Source organism: Levilactobacillus tujiorum, from assembly GCF_012641185.1.
Taxonomy (GTDB): domain Bacteria; phylum Bacillota; class Bacilli; order Lactobacillales; family Lactobacillaceae; genus Levilactobacillus; species Levilactobacillus tujiorum.
In genome coordinates this window covers 1-7,934 of sequence record NZ_JAAXLK010000034.1, presented here as the reverse complement: position 1 = coordinate 7,934, position 7,934 = coordinate 1, and the positions used below count along the sequence as shown (strand labels likewise).

The window sequence follows — 7,934 nt, the reverse complement described above, 5'->3', positions numbered from 1 at the left end:
GCATACTTTTCTTGAGTACGATATTTGTCAGAGGTACTGATTGGCACAACTAGCACCGTATTAAAATAGCGATTATAGTGATCGTTGCTTACAACTAAACACGGTCGCTTTTTCTTAGTTTCAGTGCCTTTAGCCGGATCTAAATTAATCCATAAAATAGCGCCTTGTTTTAATTTCATTAATCAAAGTCTTCGCTTTCTACGTCTTTACCCCAATCAACTTCTGTTGTACTGAGATTTCCAAACTTTTTTTCTTGTTCATCAACAAGTTGCCATAGATCCGGTTTACTACGAACAATCATTACTTTACCATTTGGTTCAATCTGCCATTCAATTGTGTCAGTAGACCGAACTTTTAACAGTTCACGTACTGTTTTAGGAATTGTAATCTGATTTTTACTTGTGATCTTCGAGCTAACCTTAGTTACATTACCTGCGCTCACAACACCATCTCCTTACTTTTTCCTTACAAAAATAATAACATAACTGCTTTAATATCTCAAGAAAAGGAGAAAAGACTATGCAACAAGTTGTTTTACCCATCAAAGATTCCAACGTTCTTAAAGAGGTTCAAGATACGTTACTCAATAACTTTAAAGCTGGCCGACGTAACTATACGATTTTTCAAGTTGGTAAAGCGACGCTACTGCGAGTGAGTGACGTTATGGGCTTAAAACAGGCCGATATTTTTAATCCGGACGGTTCTATTAAACAAAATGCGTTTATTCATGACCGAAAAACTGGTAAACCTAATACCTTGTACCTCAAACCGGTTCAAACAGAGCTCTTATTGTACCGTCAATGGCTGCTTGATCATAAGCTGGATTCTGAATGGCTCTTTCCTTCCATTCAACACCCAGAACGGCATATTACGGAAAAACAGTTCTACAAAATTATGAGTAAGGTTGGCGATCTATTAGGAATTAATTATCTAGGTACTCATACGATGCGCAAAACTGGGGCTTATCGTGTTTACACGCAATCAAATTACAATATTGGCTTAGTCATGCACTTATTAAATCATTCAAGTGAAGCCATGACTTTAGCTTATTTGGGTTTAGACCAAGCCAGTACCGAAACTATGTTAGATCAAATTGATTTTGGTTAGTTTTATTTAGATTTTTGGTTGTTGCCGAAGGCAACTTCTGAGACAGATTTTAAGCACTTACATTCCACTAATTTTTGGTGGAGTGTAAGTGCTCCTTGACTGAGATTTTATCGGTCTTCGGACTCACATAGATGTTCTATGTGTAAGTGCGCATTGACCTCGTTTCACTCGGTCTGCTGATAACCATAAAATCAATTTCTGCTGTTGTTAAACTGAATGTATTTTTAATTCAATTTATACTTGCACTTAACTAAGTTTGTTATGCTTTAGATACTTAAAAAGTGTTGCAGATCCCACTGTTTTAAGCCAATTTTTTTAATCGTTCTGTGCAAGGAATCTTTATGAGTTTGGTAACAAATTTTGAATAACGGTACTGTAAAATCTGTGAATCTAAATTGAAATCATTATTTTGATGTTAGGAGTAATCAAGATGGACGAAAAGAAAGTATTAAAAACCATTGATGAAATGCTTGCTGATCCTTGGCAAGTTGATATTCAAGAATTGTTTGAAGCTTCTGTCAATGAACCTGACGAGATCAAAAAGAATTTGTATGATTCCCTGTATATTTATGTTTTGCAGAAAAGACAAGAAGATATTATTAATCGTCCTGGCTTCGTTATTTAGCCCTCTAAAAGCCTGCTGAGGGCTTTTTATTTTTGCTTTGGTATAAATATATATAAACAGTCTCAAAATCGCTATAAACGAGAAATAAGGCCCTTAAAAACGAATATAGCAGTTAGATTCTTGTTGAGATTCAGAAAAACTAACTGTTTGCTGTCAATGGTAGCGGACGAGCAAAGCGTGGGAGCATAAGGAATTGACAGCTCTAAACCAGTTTTAACACTGAATTGGCGAAAGCCAAAGTTTTATAGAAACTTTGCTTTCCTGCCTAACGGCGAGTGAAAAAGCGGTTAAGCTGGCTCAGCTTGGACGGGGTTCGGGGCGTCAGCGCCCGAATTAATGTGGCTTGCCACTCCTTTGTAGGCAACGAACGAAGTGAGGCGCAAAGAGCGTAGCGAATGAAGTTTAATGTGAGCCTGTTTTTGGGCTCACTCCTTTGTATTTTTGTTTTAGATTTTGATCTTGTACAGTGGTGCCTCTTTTAAACCTCTTTTATAAACCTCTTTTAAACCTCTTTTAGACCCCTATTGCGCCTTACTCCCCCAAGGCGTACAGAAGTTTATCGACTACATTTTGTCTGTTTATCGACTACATTTTGTCTGTTTATCGACTACATTTTGTCTGTTTATCGACTACATTTTGTCTGTTTATCGACTACATTTATTTACTCCTGTATTCAAATAAGGTAGTATTATTCAAGGAGGTTATTTTATGAGCAATGAATTAGTCAAATATGACCCTGAATTAAATACAATCCCCTTGCGAAGGTTTACTCCTGTAGAAATGAACTTGTTCTTTTCTGTAGTTTCTAGAATGCGTGATAAAGGTGATGATACTGTTAGATTTACCTTTGATCAGTTAAAAGAGTTAAGTGCCTATAAGCCAACCGCAAATAATCGGTTTATTGATGACATACAAAGTACATATCAAAAAATACTAGGTCTTAGATTTGGCTCTCGAAGTAAAGATGGTCTTGATAGAGAGATGTTTGTCATGTTCACTCGATTTGAAATTAAGGGATCTGCAGACGTTCCTTATGTTGATATTCAAATTTATCCCAAAGCGTTGAAACTTCTAAATAATCTCGAAAGTTGGGTTCGTTATGCTTTGACAGAGTTCCGAGATTTAAAGAGTAGTTACGCAAAAACAACTTTTCGTATTCTTAAACAATTCCGAACCACTGGTTATGCTTATTTTTCTAAAAATGATTTCTTTGAACTACTAGATATTCCACAAAGCTATTGGAGTAAGCCTGCGAACGTTGAATCTAGGGTTATTCGCCCAATTAAGGAAGAACTAACCCCTTTGTTTAGAGGCCTAACTATACGAAAAAAATATGGTAAAGGTCGTGGGAAACCAGTGATTGGTTATACTTTTACTTGGAAGCCTGAAAGAAAAGACGCAAACGACTTTTCTCAAGGTAAGTTCCAAGATGAGCGTCAAAAACTTTTTAATATCCAGAATAATGGTGAATTAACAGAACAAGAAAAATGGCGTGCTACCGATAAAGTTAAAGGCCTACCACTAGGCTCAACTGAAAAACAGATTTTAGCCGAACGACAGATTGAGCATGATAAAACAATAAGAGATCAGACAAGACAAGAAATGCTTGCTGAACTCCGAAAGGGGTTTGGAAATCATGCCTAAAACAATTAGAGAACTTGCTGACGAATTGAAGGTCTCTAAACAAACTATTCAATACCACTACCAAAGACTACCAACAAAGAACCGACAAAAAGATAGTCAAGGTACAAACATGATCAGCCTTACAGCTGAAAGGATTATTAGGGACAAGGTAGCAAAGCCTTCGGTAGCAAATACCCAACAAACAGGTAGCAAAAAAGTGACAAAGACTAGCAAAGAAAATAATGAGCTAATTGCCACTCTAAGAAGAGAAATAGAAGATTTAAAGTCTCAACGTGACAAACAGCTTGCTGCCAAAGACCGACAAATAGATCATCTAACAAAATTGGTGGATCAGCAGCAACAATTACAATTAGCAACAGTAGCAGATAACCGTCGATTAAAAGATCATGTACAAAAGCTAAGTGGGCAACTAACTCAAAAAACTAACGACAACTTGTCGACCGGAAATGATCTTTTTAACATCCAAGATAAAAAAAGCAAAATAGCTAAACAGAAGATTGTTAAATCTGGTAGTAATAAAGATGGCATACACACAAATAGAGCTATTAAACGTTGGTGGAAATTCTGGTAAAAGTTAATGTAAGCCTTAAGGTTTCAACTAAAGCAATTTACGAATAATTTTATTTTTGAGGTAATAAGATATAGAGTGGCACTAACTTGTCGTTTAATATTCATAAAAATTATGGGGGAGTAGCTGTGATAAAAACCAAGATAACTAGTCTTGTCGTCATTGGGTTGATTTTGGGGGCAGGCTTATGGTTATATGGCAATATTGATGATGATGTTATGACTACAAAAACTGATAGTCAAACAACTAAGACAGTAAAGCAGGCAAAAACTGATAGTCAAACAACTAAGGCAGTAAAGCAGGCAAAATCATTAAGTCAACAGTACCAATATAAAGAAGCAAAATCAGTGTTATCGGGGCACAAAGGAACAACAGTTGATCATCTAAAAAAGAGTATTAATAAGCAACAGTCAAAGTTGGTCACGTGGGATGATCCGACAAAAATTTCACATCTTTTTTATCATTCACTAATTGTTGATCCTGGTAAAGCTTTCTCATCTAAGCAGGCACAGGGATACAAAGATTATATGGTGACCATCGACGAATTTATGCCGATGCTGAATCAGTTATATGATAATGGCTATGTATTAATTAACTTTAAAGATATCATTTCGATTGGTAAACAAGGGAAGGTGACTTTCAAACCAGTCAAATTACCTGAAGGCAAGAAGCCTTTAATTATATCACAGGATGATGTTAACTATTATGAGTATATGAAGAATTCTGGATTTGCAGATAAATTAGTCGTCAATAAGCAAGGTGATGTTAAAAATCAATATACCAATAATGGTCAGAAGAAAATTGGTGATTATGACATGGTACCGATTATTGATACCTTCATCAAAAAGCATCCAGATTTCTCATACGGTGGCTCAAAGGGTGTGATTGCTGAAACGGGTTATAATGGGGTGCTAGGTTATCGTTCATCAAAGAGTCAATATGGTGATACAAAAAAGACACATCGCGAAGCTAAGAAAGCGACAAAGGTTGCTAACGCTATGAAAAAGGAAGGTTGGCAGTTTGCATCGCATTCCTGGGGTCATATAAATATGACTACGGCCAGTGTTGATGATATCAAAAAGGACACTGCACTTTGGCAAAAGGAAGTACAACCAATTGTTGGTAAAACACCAGTATTGATTTTCCCATTTGGAGCAGATATTGGCTCATTTACAAATTATACAAATGATAATGCAAAGTACACTTATCTTAAGAGTAGCGGTTTCAGTATTTTCGATAATGTTGATGCGTCACAGACATCATGGGGTCAATTAACAAATAATTATTATCGTAATGCGCGGATAAATGTCGATGGTATTCGTTTACATGAAACAATGACTGGTGAGAACACGGTTCTAAATGACTTCTTTAATACAAAAGATTTTTATCATCGTGATAAATAATGAAGAGCGCGAGACAAAAGTCGTCAACAAAAAATTGGGTTATTTTTCAAACAGTTAGACAACACTATCACTCTTCATCAACGTAAGTTAGATTTGTTGAAAGAACAGAAAAAAGGCTTTTTACAAAATATGTTTGTATAGGGACTATAATATACTTGATTACTCTAACTAGAGTTTTCTCATTATGTTAGCCTTTGCGAAAGATAAGATCAGTAAAAACCATCTAGCTTATCTAACTGCTTGGGTAGCTTAATTTTTTTAAAATTAGAAGGGATCGTTTGTTTGACGTACGCAAAAATAAAAGCGGAGTAAAAAAACAGACACTTTTTTTACACAAACCATGGAATGAACTGACTACTTTCCGCTATTTTACAAATAAGGAAGCCTACGGCTTATTTCGATGCTAGTTATTTTCACAAAAAATGGTACAACGTAATTTATTCTAAAAGAAACTTATTTTAAAAGAATAGCAGATGGCGGTTTTTCATTATCTTGAATATGAACAAGCTTATTCTGGGAAAGTCCGAATGCTGGGCTATTGAATAGAAACCAGTTAAGGCAGTGGTGTATAGGTTCTTTTTGGACGCTTAAAAAATGAACTGTTTTATATGGAGTATTCTGGAAGGATATTAGTATAGACCCAGTGAGCAGTATTTTTGACGCTGAGTTGTTTAAATAGTACGTTTTTATTAGTAGAAATAAAACAAATAGGAGATGAAATAATGAAACAAGTACCAGAAACAAAAATCAAACTAACGGATGTAAAGGAGTTGCTTAATAAAGGGTATAACCTTTTAGGTGAGCTTCGTGAAGAAGCAGATGCTCCAGTAGCAAAAGCAGAATTTCTGACAGAAGAAATTACAACCGTTTATGGAGAAGAAGCAGCGCGTAAATTTTATAATCCTGAAAACTTCAAGCGGGAAGGGTCTATGCCAAAAGGAGTATTGAAAACTTTATTTGGTGAAGACGGCGTACAGACGATAGATGGAAAGAAACACCATCAACGTAAAAATTATTTCATGGATTTGATGACTCCAGAACGTATGGAAGACTATAGAGCTATTCTAGATCAAAATCTTGCAACCGAACTCGATCAGCAACATGGCACTTTTGAGTTATTCGACCTTTCTAAAAGAGTTCTCTTTAACTCTATTTGTGAATGGGCTGGAATTAATCTAGCACAGTATGATCCGAAAGAAATCGATAAGCTTGCTAGTAATCAAATATCCATGATTAGCGGAGCCATCACTTCTCCAACGGACCACTTGAAAGGAGTAAAAGACCGTAACGAATCAGAGGGATGGGCTCAATCATTAATTAAAGAAGCTCGCAAAAATCCTGTACCAGGCAAAGAAAATCTTGCCCTCTATACATTCGCACAAGCAGAAGACCTAGAAGGAGAGTTATTACCAGTAGAGGTTGCAGCAGTTGAATTGCTAAACATCATTCGTCCTACTGTAGCACTGACGGTTTGGATGGCCTTAATGGGGCATGCGCTTTTCAGTAAAACGAACTTGTATGACCAATTAAAAGAAGACTTTGATACCCTACAAGATTCCTTTATTCAAGAAATGCGTCGCTACTATCCATTCTTTCCTATGTTACCAGCAATCGCTCTTCGTGATGTAGAAATTGATGGTTACGAAATACCAAAAGATAGCTGGGTTGTCTTAGATATTTATGGTACAAACCATGACGCTCGTACGATTGATCATCCAGAAAAATTTGATATCAAAAGATATATTGGAAAAACAAAAGAAATTTCTTATGAAGAAGAATACGAAATGATTGCGCAAGGTGGAGGAGAATTTAGAAATATGCACCGTTGTGCAGGAGAATGGATTACTCTTCACAGTATGCGTGTCTTTTCTGACCAATTAGTAAATAAATATAACTTTAGTATTCCCGAACAAGACTGGACCGTTCCAATGAACCAATTTCCTACGTATCCAAATAGTAAAGCATTGTTGTTTAAAGAATGATTTAAAAATAAAAGTTTGGTAGAGAGCTCCCGATAAAATGATACCCATGTCAAGGACACAATAAAACAAGAGATTAAGCTGCTTGAAGATGCCTCCTATATTGAATAGGGGTCATCTTTTTTAAATTCCATTGATAACGGTAATTGTTAGAGTAACGTAAGCGCCTAATAGAAAGGTACCTAGAAAATGAAAAAGGACACCTCTTTTTGGGTCTATTTTTAACAAATAACCCCTCAAAAACATTGAAAGAATAGCCCCCAATATCTATAATGTAGATATTGGGGGCTATTTTGTTTCTTTTATCAATAAATAACATCTGCTTTTCAGAAAAATTGTTGGACCTTTGTACTAATTGAACTAATTTCTTGCTGAGATAAAGTGGCCACAACTTCGCCATCTGATCGTTTTGTTGGATCGACAGCACGGACATGTTGCAATAACGCTGTCCCGTGAATTTTCCCGTTATCTATCCTGATAAATAACGGCGATTTAGCATACTTTTCTTGAGTACGATATTTGTCAGAGGTACTGATTGGCACAACTAGCACCGTATTAAAATAGCGATTATAGTGATCGTTGCTTACAACTAAACACGGTCGCTTTTT

9 protein-coding genes and 1 pseudogene are annotated in these 7,934 nt (G+C 36.0%); 7 read left to right on the top strand and 3 right to left on the bottom strand.

The annotated features are described in order from the left end of the window. Both HF569_RS11915 and HF569_RS11910 read right to left on the bottom strand, forming a co-directional pair. Positions 1 to 179: type II toxin-antitoxin system PemK/MazF family toxin (locus HF569_RS11915; RefSeq protein WP_143445686.1), on the bottom strand; the 179-nt coding region annotated here is incomplete at its 3' end. After that, a complete protein-coding gene (locus HF569_RS11910; RefSeq protein WP_001748062.1) occupies positions 179 to 442 on the bottom strand; it encodes a type II toxin-antitoxin system PrlF family antitoxin in 264 nt (87 codons plus the stop codon). The genes HF569_RS11915 and HF569_RS11910, both read right to left, overlap by 1 nt. 77 nt (positions 443 to 519) lie before the next feature. Here HF569_RS11910 and HF569_RS11905 point away from each other — a divergent pair, with 77 nt between their 5' ends. The 7 genes and pseudogenes from HF569_RS11905 to HF569_RS11880 all read left to right on the top strand — a co-directional run bounded on the left by HF569_RS11905 (position 520) and on the right by HF569_RS11880 (position 7,329). After that, the gene (locus HF569_RS11905; RefSeq protein ID WP_159210357.1) at positions 520 to 1,107 is read left to right on the top strand and encodes a site-specific integrase; all 588 of its coding nucleotides are present in this window, start codon (positions 520 to 522) and stop codon (positions 1,105 to 1,107) included. A 412-nt stretch (positions 1,108 to 1,519) separates the two neighbouring features. After that, positions 1,520 to 1,732 (top strand): hypothetical protein, encoded by a 213-nt coding sequence (locus HF569_RS11900; protein WP_042253900.1) that lies wholly within the window; start codon positions 1,520 to 1,522, stop codon positions 1,730 to 1,732. A gap of 708 nt (positions 1,733 to 2,440) precedes the next feature. Beyond that, entirely contained in the window at positions 2,441 to 3,376 is a 936-nt protein-coding gene (locus HF569_RS11895; RefSeq protein WP_057802899.1) for a replication initiation protein, read from the top strand. Next, positions 3,369 to 3,947 carry a DUF536 domain-containing protein gene (locus tag HF569_RS11890; protein ID WP_063845911.1) on the top strand — a complete coding sequence of 193 codons (579 nt, stop codon included), beginning with the start codon at positions 3,369 to 3,371 and terminating at the stop codon, positions 3,945 to 3,947. Before HF569_RS11895 ends, HF569_RS11890 begins: the two co-directional genes overlap by 8 nt. A gap of 125 nt (positions 3,948 to 4,072) precedes the next feature. Next, positions 4,073 to 5,347 carry a polysaccharide deacetylase family protein gene (locus HF569_RS11885; protein ID WP_168902593.1) on the top strand — a complete coding sequence of 425 codons (1,275 nt, stop codon included), beginning with the start codon at positions 4,073 to 4,075 and terminating at the stop codon, positions 5,345 to 5,347. 9 nt (positions 5,348 to 5,356) lie between these two features. Next, positions 5,357 to 5,488: pseudogene (locus HF569_RS12455) on the top strand (restriction endonuclease subunit S); the annotation flags it as partial. A 581-nt stretch (positions 5,489 to 6,069) separates the two neighbouring features. Beyond that, positions 6,070 to 7,329, top strand: a complete 1,260-nt coding sequence (locus tag HF569_RS11880; protein ID WP_168902592.1) for a cytochrome P450 — start codon at positions 6,070 to 6,072, stop codon at positions 7,327 to 7,329. 323 nt (positions 7,330 to 7,652) lie between these two features. On the opposite strand, the gene HF569_RS11875 is transcribed toward HF569_RS11880, so the two are convergent. Then, the coding region (locus HF569_RS11875) for a type II toxin-antitoxin system PemK/MazF family toxin (protein ID WP_168902591.1) at positions 7,653 to 7,934 on the bottom strand (282 nt) is incomplete at its 5' end.

What these genes read in the sequence shown, in the direction of transcription:
- HF569_RS11900 (WP_042253900.1), top strand. Translation starts at nt 1,520, where the DNA reads ATGTTAGGAGTAATCAAGATGGACGAAAAGAAAGTATTAAAAACCATT.
- HF569_RS11890 (WP_063845911.1), top strand. Translation starts at nt 3,369, where the DNA reads ATGCCTAAAACAATTAGAGAACTTGCTGACGAATTGAAGGTCTCTAAA.
- HF569_RS11905 (WP_159210357.1), top strand. Translation starts at nt 520, where the DNA reads ATGCAACAAGTTGTTTTACCCATCAAAGATTCCAACGTTCTTAAAGAG.
- HF569_RS11880 (WP_168902592.1), top strand. Translation starts at nt 6,070, where the DNA reads ATGAAACAAGTACCAGAAACAAAAATCAAACTAACGGATGTAAAGGAG.
- HF569_RS11895 (WP_057802899.1), top strand. Translation starts at nt 2,441, where the DNA reads ATGAGCAATGAATTAGTCAAATATGACCCTGAATTAAATACAATCCCC.